General features: G+C 64.3%; 15 protein-coding genes. 9 read left to right on the top strand and 6 right to left on the bottom strand.

Translation table 11 applies throughout. The features are described from left to right. Positions 1-83 precede the first annotated feature (83 nt). The 3 genes from SS05631_RS26250 to SS05631_RS26240 all read left to right on the top strand — a co-directional run bounded on the left by SS05631_RS26250 (position 84) and on the right by SS05631_RS26240 (position 3316). Entirely contained in the window at positions 84-1364 is a 1281-nt protein-coding gene (locus SS05631_RS26250; RefSeq protein ID WP_037421249.1) for a TRAP transporter large permease subunit, read from the top strand. A gap of 37 nt (positions 1365-1401) precedes the next feature. Continuing rightward, entirely contained in the window at positions 1402-2415 is a 1014-nt protein-coding gene (locus SS05631_RS26245) for a TRAP transporter substrate-binding protein (RefSeq protein WP_037421246.1), read from the top strand. A 73-nt stretch (positions 2416-2488) separates the two neighbouring features. Continuing rightward, positions 2489-3316, top strand: a complete 828-nt coding sequence (locus SS05631_RS26240; RefSeq protein WP_037421243.1) for an aldolase/citrate lyase family protein — start codon at positions 2489-2491, stop codon at positions 3314-3316. Here SS05631_RS26240 and SS05631_RS26235 read toward each other — a convergent pair. Beyond that, positions 3310-4533, bottom strand: coding sequence for a glycosyltransferase family 4 protein (locus SS05631_RS26235; protein WP_037421240.1), 1224 nt, complete (start codon positions 4531-4533; stop codon positions 3310-3312). The genes SS05631_RS26240 and SS05631_RS26235 overlap by 7 nt on opposite strands. 312 nt (positions 4534-4845) lie before the next feature. On the opposite strand from SS05631_RS26235, the gene SS05631_RS26230 reads away from it, so the two are divergent. Continuing rightward, positions 4846-7389 (top strand): NAD-dependent epimerase/dehydratase family protein, encoded by a 2544-nt coding sequence (locus tag SS05631_RS26230; RefSeq protein WP_037421237.1) that lies wholly within the window; start codon positions 4846-4848, stop codon positions 7387-7389. 333 nt (positions 7390-7722) lie between these two features. Here the strand turns inward: SS05631_RS26230 and SS05631_RS26225 are convergent, their stop codons facing one another. From SS05631_RS26225 to SS05631_RS26210, 4 genes are all read right to left on the bottom strand, one after another. Continuing rightward, complete coding sequence (locus SS05631_RS26225; RefSeq protein ID WP_037421234.1) at positions 7723-8613, bottom strand: hypothetical protein; 891 nt, start codon at positions 8611-8613, stop codon at positions 7723-7725. 100 nt (positions 8614-8713) lie between these two features. Then, positions 8714-8914 (bottom strand): DUF2905 domain-containing protein, encoded by a 201-nt coding sequence (locus SS05631_RS26220; RefSeq protein WP_037421311.1) that lies wholly within the window; start codon positions 8912-8914, stop codon positions 8714-8716. 248 nt (positions 8915-9162) lie between these two features. Next, positions 9163-9885 carry a transporter substrate-binding domain-containing protein gene (locus SS05631_RS26215; RefSeq protein ID WP_037421232.1) on the bottom strand — a complete coding sequence of 241 codons (723 nt, stop codon included), beginning with the start codon at positions 9883-9885 and terminating at the stop codon, positions 9163-9165. Between the two features lie 2 nt (positions 9886-9887). Next, positions 9888-12266: a bifunctional diguanylate cyclase/phosphodiesterase gene (locus SS05631_RS26210; protein ID WP_037421309.1), complete on the bottom strand. Its 2379-nt coding sequence runs from the start codon at positions 12264-12266 to the stop codon at positions 9888-9890. Positions 12267-12661: 395 nt separating this feature from the next. On the opposite strand from SS05631_RS26210, the gene SS05631_RS26205 reads away from it, so the two are divergent. Next, on the top strand, positions 12662-13366 hold the full coding sequence (locus SS05631_RS26205) for an SDR family oxidoreductase (RefSeq protein WP_037421230.1): 705 nt from the start codon (positions 12662-12664) through the stop codon (positions 13364-13366). A gap of 71 nt (positions 13367-13437) precedes the next feature. Beyond that, positions 13438-13842 (top strand): GFA family protein, encoded by a 405-nt coding sequence (locus tag SS05631_RS32125; RefSeq protein ID WP_083854128.1) that lies wholly within the window; start codon positions 13438-13440, stop codon positions 13840-13842. Positions 13843-13953: 111 nt separating this feature from the next. Here the strand turns inward: SS05631_RS32125 and SS05631_RS26195 are convergent, their stop codons facing one another. After that, positions 13954-14781, bottom strand: a complete 828-nt coding sequence (locus SS05631_RS26195; RefSeq protein ID WP_037421228.1) for an SIR2 family protein — start codon at positions 14779-14781, stop codon at positions 13954-13956. Positions 14782-15049: 268 nt separating this feature from the next. On the opposite strand from SS05631_RS26195, the gene SS05631_RS26190 reads away from it, so the two are divergent. From SS05631_RS26190 to SS05631_RS26180, 3 genes are all read left to right on the top strand, one after another. Continuing rightward, positions 15050-15802 carry a DUF1236 domain-containing protein gene (locus SS05631_RS26190; protein ID WP_037421226.1) on the top strand — a complete coding sequence of 251 codons (753 nt, stop codon included), beginning with the start codon at positions 15050-15052 and terminating at the stop codon, positions 15800-15802. Positions 15803-15874: 72 nt separating this feature from the next. Next, positions 15875-16468 carry a BON domain-containing protein gene (locus SS05631_RS26185; RefSeq protein WP_037421223.1) on the top strand — a complete coding sequence of 198 codons (594 nt, stop codon included), beginning with the start codon at positions 15875-15877 and terminating at the stop codon, positions 16466-16468. A 100-nt stretch (positions 16469-16568) separates the two neighbouring features. Further along, entirely contained in the window at positions 16569-18065 is a 1497-nt protein-coding gene (locus SS05631_RS26180; protein WP_037421220.1) for a sugar ABC transporter ATP-binding protein, read from the top strand. Positions 18066-18080: the final 15 nt, after the last annotated feature.

The raw sequence follows: 18080 nt of genomic DNA, 5'->3' as shown, positions 1-18080 counted from the left end.
CCGGCGCTGGCGCTTCCGAAGGTCTGTAGCCGCAATCGGAGGGACGTGATCCCCGAGCAATAGGCGGTAAAGGTTGGTCCGCGATGACAATTCTGGTCTTCATCACCGCCCTTCTCGCCGCCATGGCGATCGGGATGCCGATTGCCTATGCGCTGCTGATCTGCGGCGTGGCGCTGATGGTGCAGCTCGCCATGTTCGATCCGCAGATCCTCGCGCAGAACCTCGTCGGCGGCACGGACAGCTTCACGCTGCTCGCCGTGCCCTTCTTCATGCTGGCGGGAGAGGTGATGAATGCCGGCGGGCTGTCGAAGCGAATCGTGGCGCTGGCGCTGGCGCTGGTCGGGCATGTGCGCGGCGGGCTCGGCTATGTGGCGATCATCGCCGCTTGCGTGCTCTCGGCGCTCTCCGGCTCGGCGGTCGCCGATGCGGCTGCGCTCGGCGCGCTGCTCGTGCCGATGATGGTCAAGGCCGGCCACGACAAGGCGCGCTCCGCCGGCCTTGTCGCCTCGGCCTCGGTCATCGGACCGATCATCCCGCCGTCGATCGCCTTCATCCTGTTCGGCGTCACCGCCAACCTGTCGATCTCGAAGCTCTTCATGGCCGGCATCGCGCCGGGCCTGATGATCGGCGTCGGGCTTGCGGTCGCCTGGTGGCTTATGGTGCGCAAGGAGGAGATCGAACTCCGGCCGCGCGCCAGCGGTGCGGAGCGGCTGAAGGCGCTGCGCGAAAGCCTCTGGGCGCTGGGCCTGCCGGTGATCATCATCTTCGGCCTGAAATTCGGCCTCTTCACCCCGACCGAGGCCGCCGTCGTCGCTGCCGTCTATTCGATCCTGGTCGCCACCTGCATCTACCGCGAGCTCAGCCTCTCCCAGCTCTATGCCGTTTTCGTCTCCTCCGCCAAGGTCACGAGCGTTGTCATCTTCCTCGTAGCGGCCGCCCTCGTCTCGGCCTGGCTCATCACCATCGCCGACCTGCCGGGGCAGGTAATCGAGCTCCTGTCGCCGCTGATGGACAGCCCGAAGCTGCTGATGCTGGCGATCATGATCCTCGTCGTCATCGTCGGCACGGCGATGGACATGGCTCCGACCATCCTGATCCTCGCGCCGGTGCTGGTGCCGGTGGTTCAGGCAGCCGGCATCGATCCGATCTATTTCGGCGTGCTGTTCATCATCAACAATTCCATCGGCCTCGTCACCCCGCCGGTCGGCACGGTGCTGAACGTCGTCGCCGGCGTCTCCCGTCTCAACATGGAAACGGTGATCCGCGGCGTCACGCCCTTCATGGTCGCCCAGCTCGTCGTGCTGGGGCTGATGATCGCCTTCCCCGAACTCGTCACTTGGCCCGCCGCCTGGCTGGGACGCTGAATTCCAGAAAATCGCATTTTATCAAGGAGGAAACGACATGCGTAAGACTTTGATGGCCTTGATGACCGGCCTGATGCTGGCATCCGTCGCGCCGCTCTCGGCAAGCGCCGAGATCAACGAGCAGACCATCCGCTTCGCCAGCGCCGGCGCCGAAGGCTCACCGCTCGTCATCGGCCAGCGCAAGTTCGCCGAGATCGTCAAGGAAAAGAGCGGCGGCAAGATCGACGTCAAGGTCTTCCCGGCCGGCATGCTCGGCGGGGACCTCCAGTCGGTGACGGCGCTGCAAGGCGGGCTCCTGCAGATGTCCGTGATGAATGCCGGCCTGATGGCAAGCCTTGCGCCCGACTTCGCCATCCTCGACCTGCCCTTCCTGTTCGAATCGACCAAGGAAGCCGACGCGGTGATGGACGGCGAGGTCGGCAAGACCTTCGCCAAGGAACTCGACGACAAGAACCTCGTCGTGCTCGCCTATTGGGAGCTCGGCTTCCGCAACCTCACCAACAGCCGCCGCCCCGTCGAGAAGGTCGACGACATCGAGGGACTGAAGATCCGCGTCGTGCAGTCGCCGATCTACCTGGAAATGTTCCAGGCGCTCGGCGCCAATGCGGTGCCGATGCCGTTCCCGGAAGTCTATACGGCGCTCGAGACCGGCACGGTGGACGGCCAGGAAAACCCGGCGCCGAGCATTCTGACGGCCAAGCTCAACGAGGTGCAGAAGTACATCACGCTGACGCGCCACACCTATAATCCGATGGTGCTGCTGTTCTCGAAGCCGCTGTGGGAAAAGCTCGACCAGGAGGAGAAGGATCTGTTGCAGGCCGCCGCCACCGAGGCTGCCGCCTTCCAGCGCCAGCTCTCCCGCAATGCCGACCAGAAGGCGGTCGACGCGCTTGCCGCCTCGGGCATGACGGTCACCAAGCTGCCGCCCGAGGAAATCGCCCGCTTCCGCGAGAAGACCAAGCCGGTCGCGGAGAAATTCGCCGCCTCCGCCAATCCGGACCTCGTCAAGGCGCTCAACGAGACGATCGAGCGGGTGCGCTCCGCCAATTGAACTCCTGCCATCGCATGGGGCGTGAAGGCGCGCCCCATGCTGTCCTTTCCGAATAATTCGAGGCTCTCTGTCCATGTACACACCAAACCGCCTGAAGGCCCACCTTTCCGCCGGTCACGTCGCGTTCGGATGCTGGGTCGGCGGCGGCTCGCCGACCAATGCGGAAATCCTCGGCCATGCCGGCTTCGACTTCCTTCTCGTCGATCATGAGCATGGCGTCGGCGAGACCAGCGAGATCATCGACACGCTCCGCGCCATCGAAACGACGCCCTCGCCGGCGCTGGTGCGGGTCCCCTGGAACGATCATGTCTTTTTGAAGCGGGTGCTCGACGCCGGCGTGCAGTCGGTGATGATCCCCTCGGTCGACACGGCGGAAGCCGCACTTGCGGCGGTCCACGCTTGCCGTTATCCGCCGCAAGGGATCCGCGGCTATGCGGCCGGTGTGGTGCGCGCCTCAACCTTCGGGCTGGAGCCCGGCTATATCCACAAGGCCAACGACAACATGCTGATCGCCGTGCAGATCGAGTCCTTCACGGCGGTCGACAACGCCGAGGCGATCGCGGCGACCGAGGGCGCCGACATCATCTTCATCGGCGTCAACGATCTCGCTGGCTCGATCGGCCGCCTCGAGCAGACCGGCCATCCGGAGGTGCGCGAACTGGTTGCCCGAGCCGAGAGGGCGATCCTCGCCTCAGGCAAGATCATGGGCACGGTGCCGAACGCCGGTGCCTCCGTCGGCGAACTGATCGACCGCGGCTATCGCATCATCGCCGGGCCCCACGACGTGGCGCTGCTGCGCGATGCCGGTCTGGCGGCGGTTGCCGAGTACCAAGCGTTGCGGCAGGCGGAGAAGGGCGGCCAACAGGCGGCCGCATCCTCGCACCTCAAGAAATCTTACTGACCGGGCCGCCCGCCGCGGGGCTCTTCCGTTCCAAGGGTCTTGGGGCCATCGAGGACCACCGGGATCGCCCCTCGGCTCGTGCCGGCCTCGGCGAGCGGCAAAGCGCTTTCGACCGCGCTTCGCCAGGGTTGGTGGGCGACCTCGAGGCCGATCCGATCGCCCGCCGCCGCGCGCGGCGCGTCGCTCCGGACGCCGGGAAGATTGCGGTAGATTTCCAGATAGTCGCGCGTCATCCGCTCCGCCGTGAAGCGGCGCTCGAACGCTCCCCGCACCCTCCGCCGGTCGAGGCTCAGGACCTCGTCCATCCTCGCGACGGCGTCCTCCACCCAGTCGACGAGAATTCCCGACAGGCCGTCTTCGATGACTTCCGGGGCGGAGCCGTAGCGGAAGCCGAGCACCGGCGTGCCGCAGGCCATGGCCTCAATCATCACCAAGCCGAAGGGCTCCGGCCAGTTGATCGGGAAGAGAAGGGCCGCGGCATTGCCCAGGAACTCAGGCTTCCGGCGTTCGTCGATCTCGCCGATGAACTCGACATTGGCATGGCTTGCCACCATCGGCTCGACCACACGTTCCCAGTAGGCGCGATCCGCCTTGTCGACCTTTGCCGCGATCTTCAGCGGCATGCCGGCCCGGGTGGCGATCTCGATGGCCCTCTCCGGGCCCTTCTCGGGTGAGATCCTGCCCAAAAAGGCCAGGTAGTTGCCGGCCGGCTTCTCGGTGAACGGCAGCACCGCGGCGTCGAGGCCATGATAGACGGTGCCCCTCCAGTTCACCGGCGGGATGGGCCGGCGTTGGTCGTCGGATATGGAGACGAGGGGTATATCGGTGAACAGCCGATAGAAGGGCTGGAGATCGGATAAATCGAGGCGCGTGTGCAGCGTCGTCACGGTGCGGTCGGCGAAATCCCTGACAAGGGGAAAATGCAGCAAATCGATATGGAAGTGCAGGACGTCGAACTCCTGCGCGCGGCGGCGCACCTCCTCGAGCATGACGACGTGATGGGGAAGGAAATCGGTCACGTCCGGGTTGAGCCTGAGGGCGACCTCCGAGCAGGGCACCAACTCGGCGGAGGTGAGCGAGTCGCCGCTCGCAAAGAGCGTGACGTCGTGGCCAAGCCTGACGAGTTCTTCGGTAAGGCAATGAACAATCCGCTCCGTTCCGCCGTAAAGCTTCGGCGGAACACGTTCTGCAAGCGGGGCGATCTGGGCAATTCTCATTGCTGAACTCCTGTAACGGAGCGAAGGCGGGGGTGGGGGCGTTCGCTCGAAAAGGGCAAGGTCAATCTCCTGCAACAATTGCCGAAAGCGGCTCTTGTTCCCGAAGGGCAGCCGCCGGCTGCCTGCGGCTGCAGACGCCGCCTTCGCCTCGCAGGTGAGTTGTGCCGAGCGCCCAGAGGACTGCGCGCCGCCGCGGGCGATCGGCGATCGGCTTCAGGCATGTGAGGTACGTCGAGCGGCCCGGACCGCCGCAATCGGAACCTTCCCCATCGAAGGGACGTTTGCAACGAAACTCCCGCGAAGGTTTCAAGAATGCCGAACGAGACAGATCGACCGACCGTTCTCATCACTGGCTCGAGTGGCTTTCTCGGACAGGCGATCGCTCACGGCCTCAAGGATCGCTACCGCGTCATCGGCTTGGACGTGGCAGCCCCGAAAGGCGCGGCGGACCGTCTCGAGACGATCGAGATAGACCTCACCTCCGACGACAGCATCAGGAAGGCCGTACAGGAAATCGGCAAGCGGAGCGGCGGCCGCGTCGCCTCGGTGATCCACCTCGCCGCCTATTACGATACGACCGGCAAGGCCGACCCGAAATATGACGCGGTCAACGTCCAGGGGACGCGCCGGCTGCTTGCGGCGCTGAAGGAACTGGAGACCGAGCAGTTCGTCTTTTCCAGCACGCTGCTGGTACACGCGCCGAGCCCGGCGAAGGGCGCAAGGATCAACGAGGATGCGCCTCTCGAGCCTTCCTGGGCCTATCCACAGTCGAAGGCCGAGACGGAAGCTGTGATCGCTGGGGAGCGCGGGCAGATCAAGACGGTGATCCTCAGGCTTGCCGGCGTTTATGACGAGGATTGCAGGGCCACCTTCATCGCCCAGCAGATCGCCCGCATCTTCGAGCGGCTGCCGACCGCCTATCTTTTCACCGGCGATCTTCGGGCGGGGCAGCCCTATCTCCACAAGGACGACTTGGTCGAGGCCGTCGTGCGCACCGTCGACCGGCGCTGCGAATTGCCCGCCGAAAGCGTGATGCTGATCGGCGAGGAGGAAACGCTTTCCTATGGGGAATTGCAGAAGCGCATCGGCCGGCTTCTCCACGGCGAGGACTGGCGCACCCTCGTGCTCCCCAAGGGGCTCGCCAAGACCGGGTCATGGGTGCAGACGGAGGTGCTCGATCAGGAGAGCGACATCAGGCCGTGGATGATCGAGAACTCCGACGACCATTTCGAGATCGACATATCCCGCGCCCGCAACCTCATCGGCTGGGAGCCGAAACACCGCCTCTCCCGCACGCTGCCGGAGATGATCCGGCGGCTCAAGCGTGACCCGACTGACTGGTACAAGAAAAACAAGCTCGAGCCCTCCACCGTCGCCGCGTCGGAGCCAGAGATCGAGCAGGCGAAACGAAGGCTCGATAGGCCGCTGGAGCGCAGTCACGCTGAGGTCGAGGCCGCCGTCGAGCGGCAGCGGCTTTTCACCCTCTGGGCGCCGATGGCGAATGTCGCGCTGGGTCTGTGGCTCGTCGCCTCGCCGATGACGCTCGGCCTTTTCGATCCCGTCACCGTTCCGCCACCGCCCGCCCTCGGGCACGAGATCGCGGCGGCAGCTATCCGCAATGCGCGGCTTGGCATCAGCGAGATAATGTCAGGACTGCTGGTCGTTTTCTTTGCGCTACTCGGGATGTATCGCCGCTGGTCCTGGACACAATGGATCACCGCCGCACTCGGCGTCTGGATCATGCTGGCGCCACTCGTCTTCTGGACCACCAGCGCTGCCGCCTATGGCATCGACACGCTGGTCGGGCTGCTGATCCCGGTCCTCGCCGTGATGATCCCGCCGACGCCCGGCATCAGCAGCCGGGCGCTGGCGGCGGATGACGACCGACCGCTCGGCTGGAGCTATTCGCCTTCCGCCTTCACGCAGCGCATTCCCATCGTCGCGCTTGCCTTCGTCGGGCTGTTCGTCTCACGCTACCTCGCCGCCTATCAGATGGGGCATATCGATGGCCTTTGGGACCCGTTTTTCGGCGCGGGCGGAGCTCCCGTCCGCAACGGCAGCGAAGCGGTGGTGACGTCCTGGGTCTCGAAGGGCTTCCCGATCGCCGACGCCGGCTTCGGCGCCTTTGCCTATGGGCTCGACATCCTCGCCGGCGCGATCGGCGACCGGCGCCGCTGGCGCACGATGCCATGGATGGTGCTGCTCTTCGGCCTGCTGATTATCCCGCTTGGCGTGGTCAGCGTCTCTTTCATCATCATCCAGCCGCCGCTGATCGGCGCGCTCTGCACGCTCTGCATCGTCCAAGCGGCGGTCACCGTGGTGCTGATCCCCTATTCGATCGACGAGGTGCTGGCGGCCGTTCAATATCTCTGGCGGGCGACAAAGGCTGGCGAGCCGTTCTGGCGCACCTTCTGGATGGGCGGCCCCGCCCTGTCAGAAAACCAGTCGCCGGCGCCCGATCTCGACCGACCGGCCTCCGAGCTCATCAAGGAGTTCATTACCGGCGGGGTGAACTTCCCGTGGACGCTGGTAGCAGGCGTGGGTCTCGGCGCGATGCTGATGACGACGCCGCTGATCTTCGGCAGCTCTCCGCCGCTCTATTACAGCGATCATGTGGTCGGCTGCCTCGTCATCCTGGTCGCCGTCACGGCGATGGCCGAGGTGGCGCGTCCGGTACGTTTCCTCAATGTCGCGCTCGGCGCCTGGGTGGCCGCCTCGCCGTTCGTGCTTTCGGGCGGCGGCATGGTTGCAAGCGTCGCGGATTTCTTGCTCGGCCTTGGCCTGATCGCCCTCAGCCTGCCGCGCGGAACGCGCAGCGAGGAACATTACGGAGGCTGGGATCGAGCGATCGTCTGAATGGCCTGTTAAAGCGGAATCTGGTGGGAACGGGAGATCTGGGGAGAAGGTGTGACGGGGCATCTCCCCCACAAGGAGGGAGATTGGCTGGAAACGCCGCTCTGCCCCAAGCCAGCGCGCCTATGCCGAACTCAAGGCACCTGCAAGCGCATGCATTGGCTATCGATGGCGGGAGGTTCCCACTTGCTGATCTCCCCGCCTGTGGGGGAGATGTCCGGCAGGGCAGAGGGGGGTGCCTGCGACCGCCGCAGCAATGATTAGCGTATCGGGCCTTGCTTCAGCCCGCCCCTCGGATCGATGCCGGGGGGCAAGCTGAGGACCGGCTTACCCCGATCACGAGACGTCCGTCAGCCCGTCCAGGCGACGCGTGCCGTACCAGCCACCGAGCCAGGCGGCGGCGGCGCCGAGCAGCAGCGAGAAGAAGCCGAGAAATGCGCCGCTGGAGACGACGGTCGCGGCCGTGTCCGCCGCATCGGAGGCCTTCCTCCGCGCATCCTCGACGGCCGAACGGTAGGTCTGCTCGTATTCCTGGACGCGGGCGCGGGCCTGATCCGGCGGGATGTTCTGGGCCCGCGCAAGGGCATCGGCAGCACGGTTGCGGGCTTCCTCCGCCTGTGTCTCGTCGCCGGTGACGAGGGCGCGGATCGACGCAACGGCCGCATCGCGCATGGCAGCCGGATCATCGCCGCCGATCGTCTCGCGGATCTGCCCCTCGATGTCGGCGAAGGGATCGTCCGCCCCTGAAAGCGCTGGTGCCGCCGTCGTGGCAACCGTCGCAACGGTGCGCCCGGCGCCGCCGACCACCGAGGAGAGGCCGCTCAGTGCGCCCCCAAGCAGCGCGCCGACCGAGGTCGTCAGCAGATAGACGACGATCAGGGTGGTCACCGCCCAGGTCGTCAGCCCGTGATAGGCCCCGGTCGTCGTGCCGGACCGCCCCGACAGCCGGCTGGCCAGATAGCCGCCGGCAAAGGCCGAAATGATGCCGGAAAGAGCGAACCAGATGCCGCTCGCGATCGAGAAGGTGCCGGGACCGGGATTGTCGCCGCTGCCGGGATCGAAGGCCGCCGCGCCGAGGCCGACGCCGAGCAGGTTGAGGAGAAGCTGGACTGCCAGTGCCAGGGCGACGCCGGCGAATATTGCCGCCCAATCGAGCTTGCTGGGCGCTATGGCAACCAAGGACTCGGCAGGCGCCGTTGCGGGACTCGTGTAGAGTGGGTCGCTCATGAAAAAGCTCCCTTGTGTTTCAGGGTGTTATCACTCCAGCAACTAACCTGTCGAAACCCAATTCGTTCCCTTCCGTTCACAGCCGATTGCCGGCAAGCGTCTAGCGGTTAGCCAGCCAGAGGATAGCGGTGAGCAGGATGCTGACGATGAGGCCGCTCGTGATCGGGATATAGATCGAGAAATTTTCGCGCACGATCAGAATGTCGCCCGGCAACCTGCCGAAGCCGATGCGCGTCAGCCAGGGCCAGAGGATGCCGACGGCCACGATGACGAGGCCGATGATGATCAGGACACGGGACATCTGTCCCTGCCTCTTTCCGAGTGTGTAGCCTTCGCGGATCATACAAGGCTAGCCGCCGGCGGACCACGTTTTTGCCGTCATCCCTGCTTGTCACAGGGATCCAGCAGTGCCGCGTCCGCGACGCGGAAGAGTCTTTCAGCCCAAAGGCATGGGCTGGGCTTCCTGTGACGAGCACAGGAATGAGGGGAGAGGAGAGCCCTGCCTTACTGCAACCCACGCGCCTGTGTCAGTGGACGTGCAATAGCGGTCTACTTCTGCTCTTCGCTCGCCAGCCCGTATTTCTCGAACAGGCGCGCCTGGGTGCCGTCGGCGATGACCTTGTCGAGGCCCTTCTGCATGCGGCCGATCAGTTCGTCCGGTACGGAGGGATTGCAGGCGATGGAGTAGATGTCCTCGGCAAGGACGACCGTCGATTCGATCGGCGCTCCGTCGCGCTTCAGCTTATCGAAATATTTCTCCGAGATCGGCATCAGGTCGATGCGGCCGGTGAGCAGCTTCTTGAGCGTCAGTTCCAGGTCGGTGGCGAGATCGATGCGCGGGAAGCCGTTTTCCTCGAGGATCGTCTGGGTGAAGTCGTCGCGTTGGGTGCCGACCTTGAAGGCTTTCGCCTCGTCGAGCGTCTTCGGATCGACGGGCGAGCCGGACTTGCGGATCAGCACCGTGCGGCTTTTCAGGAGAGGCTCGACCCATTTGAAGCGGCCGTGGCGCTCCTTGTTGTGGACGGTGGTGAAGACGCAATGCATCTCCTGGCTCTCGGCCAGGAAGAGCGCCCGGGCCCAGGGCATCATCTCCATCGTGTATTTCAGGCCTGCATCGTCCATGAGAAGACGGACCTGCTCGACCGAAGCGCCCTTGTAGACCTCGCCTTCGCGGAAATTAAAGGGTGGGTAGGATTCGGTGACGAATTTCACGTCCGCCGACTGGGCGGCGAGCGGAAAGAGAAGGGTCATCAGGAAAAAGATCTGTTTCATCGTCAGTTCCCTGGCACGGCGAGCAGCAGCCGGTGCCCTGTTTGGTGTCCGGAAAGAATGTCGGCGACGGGCTGGGGACGCCCGAGGAAATATCCTTGCCCGCAGTTCACGTCCATGGAAAGGAGCGTGTTCAGCTGCTCGTCGGTCTCGATGCCTTCGGCGACGACCTGGCAATTCAGTTCCTTGGCGACCATTTGAATGCCGGCAATGAGCTTTCGCACCCGCCGGCGGACGGTGTCACTGTCATCGGTCAGCGAGCGGGTGAAGGCCTGGTCGATCTTGATGATGCTGACCGGGAAATGGACGAGATAGCTGAGCGAGGAATAGCCGGTACCGAAATCGTCGAGAGCGATTCTCATCCCGGCGCCGCTCAGCGCGCCGAGGACGTCGCGAATGTCGGGGCTGTGATGCATCAGCACCGCTTCGGTGATCTCGACGACGATGCGGGTGGGCGGAATCCCCCATTTCATCAGTATGGAACCTGCGGCGGCCGGCAGTCTCGGGGAGAATTGCAGCGGCGAGAAATTGACCGCCAGATAGCTGGTTTCCAGGCCCGGAATGGAGGAAAGGCGGGCGAGATGGGCCACGGCCTTTTCGAATATGCGCTCGCCGATCCGCAGAATCGCGCCGGTTTCTTCGGCGACCCGAATGATGTCCGCCGGCGGCAGGACGCCGTGTTCCGGATGGTTGAGGCGCATCAGCGCTTCGAAGCCGGCGACCTTCCCGAGTTTGAGGTCGACGATCGGCTGCAGATGGACGTCGAACCAGTCCTGCCTGAGCCCGTCCTCGATATAGGTCTCGATCTTCAGTCTTTCCTGCGCAAGGCTCGCGATCAGCGGATCGAAGAGTTTCGCGCCGTTCTTGCCATTGTGCTTGCGGGCATACATCGCCATGTCCGACTTCTGCAGCAGCTCGGCGGCGCTCTTCGCCTGAGCCGGATAGAGCGCGATGCCGATGCTGGCACTCAGCGATAGCGCGTTGCCGTCGACGACGACCGGCTCAGCGCAGGCGGCGGCGATGCGCTCGGAGATCTGCAGCGCGGCGTTCTCAGCCTTCGGTGCGGAGATCAGCACGACGAATTCGTCGCCGCCGAGGCGCCCGACCTTGTCCTTGCCGCGCAGTTGCGCGCGGATGCGGCAGGCGATCTGGCGCAGCACCTCGTCGCCGGCGGCATGGCCGAGATTGTCGTTGATCGGCTTGAAGCGGTCGAGGTCGATCAGCAGGCAGGCGAGTTCTCCGCCGTCCGCGGCTGCCTGGCGGATCGCCGCGTCGAGCGCCGTCTCGAAGCCGGGGCGGTTGAGGAGGCCGGTCAGATGATCGGTGATCGCCTGCACATGGTTGCGCTGTTCGGCGGTTTTCAATTCCGTGACATCGGTCATGACGGCCAGCGACAGCGTGTCGCCCGCCTCAAGGGCCTGCACCTCCTTGATCAGCACGTCGATCAGCCGTCCGTCGGCGCATCTGAACTTGACGGTGACTGAGGCGCCTTGCACGTCTTCACTCGCCTGGCGTTTGCGGTTTTCGTAGGCGGGCCGCGTCGCCGGGTCGAGAAAATCGGCGAAGGTGTGGCCGATGACACTTTCGCGATCGTAGCCGGTGGCGAGCAGCCAATAGTCGCTGACCGCCGTCAGGCGATCGTCGTCGTCGATGGAATAGAGCTTCGCCGGCGTGAGGTTGTAGAGGCGTGTCGTCTTCTGATGGGCGCGTCTGAGATCGTTTTCCTCCTGGGCGAGGCGCGCCTGCATCTCGTTGAAGTTGCCGGCCAGCATGCCCATTTCGTCCGCCGATACCCAGTCGACCATATGGCGGGACCCGAGCCGGCGCGTCGCCTCGATGGCGTGCGTCAGGCGGAGCAGCGGCCGCGTCACCATCAGACGGTTGCCCAGGATGGCCGCCGCGGTGATGATCACGATCGCAAATAGAAAGATGCCGACATAGACGGCATCGTCGAACTCGAAATCGGAGCGCAGGTCGCGCTGGCGCAGCGCGATTTCCAGGCTGCCGACCGTCTTGGTGCCATCGACCGAGCGGTAATGGACGGCGGTGGACAGGATCTCACCGGGCGGATCCCTGTCGCGGGAGCGCTCCGGCAGCCTGACGTCGAGCCCGCCGGCGACCTCGTGGACCCGGACCGAGACCACGGAACGGTCCGCGAGGATCGTGCCGGCGATCTGCCGGACGCTTTCCTCGTCGAAATCCCAGAGCGGCTTGCCGAGCGCCAGCGAGTTGGCCTTGAGCAGGACCTGGCCGTGGTCAATGACGTCGCGATAGGCGCGCTCGTTCGAGAGATAGAAAAAAAGCGCGAATAGCGGGGCGATCAACAGCAGGAGAGCGCTGGAAACGATCAGTATGAAGCGGCTCTCTACCGAATGCGTATTCATCTCAATGCCCAGGACCACACCGCATCGAAGGCCGACGCGAGGTGCACCGCGGCCTTGCCCATTCCCGGTCCGATCTCCGCTCTGCGGCAGGCGCCGAAGCGCTCCGTCGCCGACCCGTCAGCCCTGCAACCGAGAACGAACCGGGCCCATGGTCCATTGAAAACATTAGACTTCCGTAAATAATGCGCCTCGCCGCTAGCCCAATCGCGCTGGAATATCCGAATTGCGCAGATGTCGGGGGCGTATTATCGAAATCGTGCTGGATTCTCGACGCCGGATGGCGGCCGGGGCGGCTTTGTGCGGCGTCCGGCCCAGCATCGACTGGACATGCTCGGCTTTGCGCGCACCGCGCGCCATGTCAAACTCGGCCGAATCGACAGGCGAAAGGACAGCACATGGCACAGGAAAAAGTGGCGCTTGTAACGGCAGGCGGCAGCGGCATGGGGGCGGCGGCGGCGCGGCGAATGGCTGCGGACGGCTATAAGGTCGCAGTTCTGTCCTCCTCCGGCAAGGGTGAGGCGCTCGCCAATGAACTTGGCGGCGTCGGGGTAACCGGCTCGAACCAGTCGAACGAGGACCTGAAGACGCTCGTTGATCTTGCCTTCTCGACCTGGGGGCGGATCGATGTGCTCGTCAACAGCGCCGGTCACGGGCCGCGCGCGCCGATTATCGAAATCAGCGACGAGGATTGGCACAGGGGCCTCGACACGTACCTGATGAACGTCATCCGCGCCGTGCGGCTGGTGACGCCGATCATGCAGGGCCAGGGCTGCGGCTCGATCATTAACATCTCGACGGCTTGGGCCTTTGAGCCCTCGGAGATGTTTCCGACCTCCGCGGTCTTCCGCGCCGGGCTCGCCGCCTATACGAAGATCTATGCGGACAGCTATGCCAAGGACAATATCCGCATGAACAACATTCTGCCGGGGTGGATCGACAGCCTGCCGGCGACCGATGCCCGCCGCGACAGCGTGCCGATGAAGCGCTACGGCACGAGCGAAGAGATCGCCGCCACCGTCGCCTTCCTTGCTTCCGAGGGCGCCAACTATATCACAGGCCAGAATATCCGGGTGGATGGCGGGCTTACCCGCTCGGTGTAGATCGATTGATCCTGACGTAAGAGCCAGGATTGGGATTTCGGCTCTCGAGGGAGTCCGGCGTGATTCAGGAGATGGTGATGATAGCAGGTGGCTGTTTGTGCGGTGCGGTGCGCTACGAGTGCGAGGGTGATCCGGATTGTTCATTGGTCTGCTATTGTCGGGATTGCCAAAGGGCTTCCGGTTCGGGCCATGTCCCGGCAATGAGCATGCCACGCAAGAGGGTAACGATTAGCGGCGAGACAAGAGGCTACGCGGCTCCCGGAGGGAGCGGAAAGATGACGGTCCGCCACTTTTGCCCCACCTGTGGTAGTCTTCTCTTCAGCACGCCCGAGGTAATTCCCGACTTCGTAAACATCTACGCGGGCACGCTCGACGATCCCTCGGTGTTCAAGCCGACCTGGTCATTCTTTCCGCACAGCCATGCTCCTTGGGATCGGGTGCCGGACGCCTTGCCAGAGCTACCGGGTCCCACCTGACAGTGCGCTCGCGAGTCTAACGCGCGCCGAGTTTTTGGCCTTTGTCTGCCAACGGCGTCGGCACGCCCGCAATCATGCCCAAACATTGGCTCCATCCACAAGGTCGAGCGCCTAGTCTTCACGACAGCCCGCCTCCGAGCAAAGCGCGCGAATGAAAGCAAGCAGCGCCTCCTGCGGGTTTGACCCTTCTCCGTCGAGCACCGTTACGCCCCAATGGCTCAGGACCGCCTTCTGCACCGGATTGGGCTTATACATGAAGACGTACGATCGCGGCCGATCTCTCTCATAGCCGGATCCCCGCCAGGTGCTCCAGATTCGGTGCAGGAGCAGCCTGATATTGAGATCCGACACGCTGTATCCGATGAAGAGCACCGTCGCCCCGAGGGCATCACTGCGGAAGCGCACATCGAGCGGCGAGTCGAAGGACAGCCGGTCGAAATAGTCGGTCTCGGTCAGGACGAGCGTTTCGACATCGTCGAAGTCGCCGTGATATTTGATGATCTGAGTCACCCCCGCAGGAGCGGTGGCCATGTCTCTCGCGTGGCTGACCTTAGCATGGGGCTTGCCGTGGACCTCGTAGGCCACCTCGAGATTGCTGTCGTAGTTGGTGGTGTAGATGATCGGGAAATCGAGGCTGACAATCAGCCGATGCAAGTCGGATTTCCTGATGCTTTCTGGAGAGACGTGCCAATTCTCACGCATCCATGTGCAGAGTGCATCTATATTCCCATTGTCCAGCCGGTAACACTCGGCAATCGTTTGATAGGTGACGTCCTGATCGTTCATCACGGAGCAGTCGAGATGGAGGTCATCCAGCATATGGTCGATCAGCGTTCTCCAGGATGGCAAGCCGACGCTCATCGACACGCCGGCGCCCACGAACAACACCGCATGCCGCCCGTTCAACGCCGAGGCAATGGCCTCCAGATGCTCCTTCATTTTCACTCCCGCCTTCCGTCCGGCAGCCTTCAACCCGGTCCGCGGCAAGTTGTTCCATCGGGCGAAGCCGCGGTTTTACGCCGCCCGTCGCCTCCACAATCAATGGCTGAAGTAAGTACGAACAGCGGAGCAACGGTTCGGGAACGAAATGTCATGCCCTACTCCTTATGGATTAGGGCAAACTCCGGTTAGGCAAGAACCTCCAGGGAACAAACCTTTCGCGTCGCGGTTGGCCAGCGGAAGGGACTGTGAATCTGGAGAACAGTCGATGAAAGGTATCCTTATCAAGAGCGCTCTAGCCTTGAGCCTGGGCGTCGCCTACGGGCCGGCGCTCGCGCAGACGGAGCAACCGGCGCAGGGGCAAACGACCGCGTGCCCGGAGGGCACGGAATGTCCGCAGGGCGGCGCCGAACAGGGCCAGCAACCCGATGCTGAGGGTGGAGCGACCCAACAGGGCGGCGAAGCGACCGGCGAGGGCCAGAAGGGCCAGTCGGGCGAGCAGCAGGCAGAGCCCGAGCAGGGCGGCACCGACCAGCAGCAACAACCGGATCAGCAGCAGCAAACGGAAACCGACACGCAGCAGCAACAACAGCAGCAGCAAGGCCAGGACAGCTCCGATCAGCAGCAAGAGACCGAGGGCGGCGCCTCCCAGTCCGGCACCGAGCAGAAGCCGGCCGAGGGCGAGACCGAGCAGCAGCAGCAGTCCGGCGAAGGTGAGCAGCAGAAAACCCAGGAGGGTCAGGCCTCCGGCTCGTCCACGGATGTCGACGTGACGGTGGAGCAGAAGACCGAGATCACCCAGATCATCAAGGAAGAAAAGGTCGAGCCCATCGACCTCGACTTCGACGTATCCGTCGGCGTCGCCGTTCCGGAAACCGTCAAGGTCAAGCTGAAGCCGGTTCCGGCGCGCATCGTCAAGATTGTGCCGAGATACGAGGGCTATCTGTTCTTCGTCCTGGCGGACGGCCGGATCGTCATCGTCGAACCCTCGTCGCTGAAGATCGTCATCATCCTGGCGTAGCAATCGGCACATATCGATGCTCGCCGGATCGACCAGCGGGCATCCCTTCCAGGGAAGGATGGAGGAGGGTGGATGAAAGACAATTGGCAGGACCAGAGACGAATTCCGGCCCGCCCCGAGCCGCGGCGCGACTATGCATGGCATGGCGGATCGTTCCGCGAGAGGGGATCTGACGAGGAGCGGCGGGGTCGCCGCGGCGACCGGCGCTACAACGGCGAATGGTTCGCGGACGCGTTGCGACGCTCGGACCGCGGCGGAGGCGATCCCTATGGCCTCTCGGGTCGAGATCTGGCGCACCGCATCGAGGAACTCGGTTCCTTCGACCCCTATGAGAACGTGCCGTCCTTCCGGGACCGTTCCGGTCAGGAGGGCTGGCCCGGCGGCCGCAGGACCCACTATGAAGAGGGGCGCTTCCGGGGAAAGGGTCCGCGCGGCTACAAGCGATCAGATGCGCGGATCGCGGAAGACGTCAACGACCGGCTGACCGAAGATACATGGCTCGACGCTTCCGACATCGAAGTCTCGGTTTCGAGCGGCGAGGTGACCCTCGGCGGGTTCGTTTCCAGCCGAAAAGACAAATGGCAGGCGGAGGACTGCGCCGAAGCCGTTTCCGGCGTTTCTTATGTGCAGAACAACATAAGGGTGAGACGCGCCGGCGTGTCATGATCTCCGGCCCGCACCGCATGTCGCGTTCCCTCAATATCCCTCTTGACCATCATGTTATCGATAACATAAGCTCCGCCTCAATTGGCTTTGGGAGGAGCGCATGGATGGTCAAAAGCTGCTGGAGTTCCGCTCCATCACCAAGGAGTTCGGCGGCACCAAGGCGCTCACCCAGGTCTCGCTCGATCTCGAAGCTGGTGAAATCCTCGCGCTTCTCGGAGAGAACGGCGCCGGCAAGTCGACGCTGATCAAGACGCTCGCCGGCATCTACCGGCCGGATGGTGGCGAAATCCGGTTCCGCGGCGAGCCCTATGTCAACCAGCCGCCGAAGCCGAACAAGCGCCAGCCAGTAGCCTTCATCCATCAGGACCTCGGCCTCATCGAATGGATGACGGTCGCCGAGAATGTCGGTCTGGCGCAGGGCTTCTCGATGCGGACGCGGCTGATCGACTGGCACCGAACGGAGGAGCGGGCACGCGAGGCGCTGCGTCTCGTCGGCTGCGATTTTGAACCCTCAACGCGCATCCAATCCCTGACCCGCACGGAAAAATCGCTGGTGGCGATCGCCCGCGCCTTGGCTGTGGAGGCGGACGTGCTGGTGCTCGACGAACCGACGGCGAGCCTTCCGGCCGACGAAGTGGAGCGGCTCTTCGATGCCATCCGGCCCCTGAAGGAGCGCGGCGTCGCGATGATCTACGTCTCGCATCGGCTCGACGAGATCTTCCGCATCGCCGACCGGGTCGCGGTGCTGCGCGACGGCCGCCTCGTCGGCCAGAAGCCGGTTGCCCAGACGACGCCGGACGAGCTCATTGAGATGATCGTCGGACGCAAGGCCGACCAGCTCTTCGTCAAGGCACAGAGCCGGCCGGGCGAAGCGGTGGTCAGCGTCCGGCAGCTCGCCTGCCAGGGTGTCGGGCCGGTCTCCTTCGATGTGTTGAAGGGCGAACTCATCGGCCTCGTCGGCCTGCGCGGCGCGGGCCAGGAACTGGTCGGCCGCGCGCTGTTCGGCTGCCAGCCCTTTTCGGGAACGGTGACGATCGGCGGCGAGACCCCCGATCTGACGAGCCCGGTGGCGGCTATGCGCTCCGGCGTCGGGCTGATTGCCCGCGACCGCACGGAGGAATCGGTCGCCATGTCGCTGTCGCTGCGCGAGAACACCTTTCTCAATCCTGGGGCCTCGGGCCGGGGGCTGCTTTCGGTTCTCGCCCCCGCCAAGGAGGCCGCCCTGGCGAAAGCGATCGGCGACAGCGTCGGGCTGAGGCCGAACGACCAAAGCTTGCCGATTGAGGCGCTGTCTGGCGGCAATCAGCAGAAGGTCGTGGTCGGGCGCTGGCTCGCGACCGGCCGCAAGCTGCTCGTCGCCGAAGATCCGACGGCGGGCGTAGATGTCGGCGCCAAGGCCGACATCTACCGGCTGATCGCTCGCGCCCTCGAGGCTGGGCTCGCGGTCGTCGTGGTTTCGACCGATTTCGAGGAAATCGCCCATATCTGCCATCGCGCCCTGGTCTTCTCGCGCGGACGCATCGTCCGGGAGCTGAAGGGCGAAGAACTGACGACCTCGGCGGTGATCGCCGCCGCCTCGGCCTCCGAAGCCGCCTGAGTTCAGGGAGAAGAA

This window comes from Sinorhizobium sp. CCBAU 05631, from assembly GCF_002288505.1.
GTDB lineage: Bacteria > Pseudomonadota > Alphaproteobacteria > Rhizobiales > Rhizobiaceae > Sinorhizobium > Sinorhizobium fredii_C.
Note: the sequence above shows the minus strand (reverse complement) of the source record. Positions and strands in the feature narration are given on the sequence as shown.